The following is a 1601-nucleotide window of genomic DNA, read 5'->3' as shown; positions in this document are numbered from 1 at the left end:
GGCCAGCCGCAGTCCCCTGGTCGAGGCCGAAGATCTGAGCGAGCCCCCAGATGGTGACGAAGATCAGTGTGCCGGAGACGAACGCAAGATGGACAAGGTTGAGCGTGCTGCGACCCAGGCTGGCAAAGAAGCTGGGTCCGCTGACATAGCCCAGCGAATAGATGAACAGCGCAAAGGCGATTGTCTTGATGTTGTCGTCGACTTCAACGCCCACCTGACCCACGAGTATGGCGGCAAACAGCGTGCCCGGTATGCCGCCAATAGGTATCCCACCGACCCTGATGCGTCCTATTGCAAAGCCGAGCGCCACGCAGACGAACAGGGCGCTGATCGCGGAATGTTCGAAGAACGACCTGATCAGTTCCATGTAGGCACCTCCTAAGAACCGCTTTGGTCCTCGTCAGCATATCCGCTTCAGCGCGACCTTCTGTACCCCGGCCTTGGTTGCTTGCCTCCTGCGTCCCAGATTGTCCGGTAGCGCATCACTTGGCGGCTGACTTAGATGCGTCGTAGACATCTCGGTAGCCGCGCGCGATGGTTCGCACTCCCCGGCCGATGGCTTCGTAGGCCTCGTCCGGCAGGTTCGCGAGGGAGACGCGCATCGACCATTGCGGTGCTTCGAACCCGCCGCCGTTCAGGAGAACGATGCCGTGGTCCTCGGCAAGGCGGAAGGCAAGATCGAGGGGATGTACATTCTTCTTCAGGTAATCGACGGCCTCGTCGCCGATGTTCTTGCGCGCCCAGAACTCGAAGTCGATCAGGCCGTAATACGCGTCGAAGGCCGGGTTCGGATCGAGGTCCAGGTCCAGGCCTTCAACCAGAGCCCAGAACCGCTTGTTGACGATCTCCATGCAGGCCTTCTGGTAGGCCTTCTGCTNCGATCAGGCCGTAATACGCGTCGAAGGCCGGGTTCGGATCGAGGTCCAGGTCCAGGCCTTCAACCAGAGCCCAGAACCGCTTGTTGACGATCTCCATGCAGGCCTTCTGGTAGGCCTTCTGCTCGTCCATCAGTTCGTAGAGCGAGAACATCGTCATCATAACCTGCTGCGGCAGTGAGAGGCCCGCCGTATGGTTAAGGCCGATGTCGCGGCTGTCGGCGACGATGCGATCGATGAACTTCAGCTTGCGGGGCTCAAGCGTGATCGGTCCGTAGCGCTTGTTCAGCGCATCGACATGATCGGCTGGCAGCTTTGCAATCATCTCGTCGAACAGGTTGTCCTCGTGAATTGCGATCACGCCAAGTCGCCAGCCTGTGCAGCCGAAATACTTCGAATATGAGTAGACGCCGATGGTGTTTCGGGGGAGCTCACCCAGCAGCGAGCGGAAATCGTTGACGAAGGTTCCGTAGACGTCGTCGGTCAGCAACATCAGGTCAGGACGCTTGGTCTTCACGAGAGTCACAATCTTGCCGATCGTTTCCCGGTCCATCCCCATGCCGGTGGGATTGCCGGGGTTGACGACGAAGAAGGCCTTGATGGTGGGATCCTCGAGTTTCTTGATTTCGTCGTCCGAGTACTGGAACCGGTTCTCCTGCGGCGCACCGATCTTGACGACCTTGAGGTCGTAGTCTTCGAGGTGGGTCATCTCGAGGTATGGGGTGA

1 protein-coding gene and 1 pseudogene are annotated in these 1601 nt (G+C 59.1%); both read right to left on the bottom strand.

Features of this window, described 5'->3' with window-relative positions; all coding sequences use genetic code 11:
• The coding region (locus tag ABUE31_RS22585; protein WP_496400975.1) for an aspartate-alanine antiporter-like transporter at positions 1-367 on the bottom strand (367 nt) is incomplete at its 3' end.
• A gap of 115 nt (positions 368-482) precedes the next feature.
• Positions 483-1601, bottom strand: a pseudogene (locus tag ABUE31_RS22575) (bifunctional aspartate transaminase/aspartate 4-decarboxylase); the annotation flags it as partial.

The organism is Mesorhizobium marinum (assembly GCF_040813675.1).
GTDB lineage: Bacteria > Pseudomonadota > Alphaproteobacteria > Rhizobiales > Rhizobiaceae > Mesorhizobium_K > Mesorhizobium_K marinum.
The sequence above is the reverse complement of the archived record's forward strand: the minus strand, read 5'-3'. Positions and strand labels throughout refer to the sequence as shown.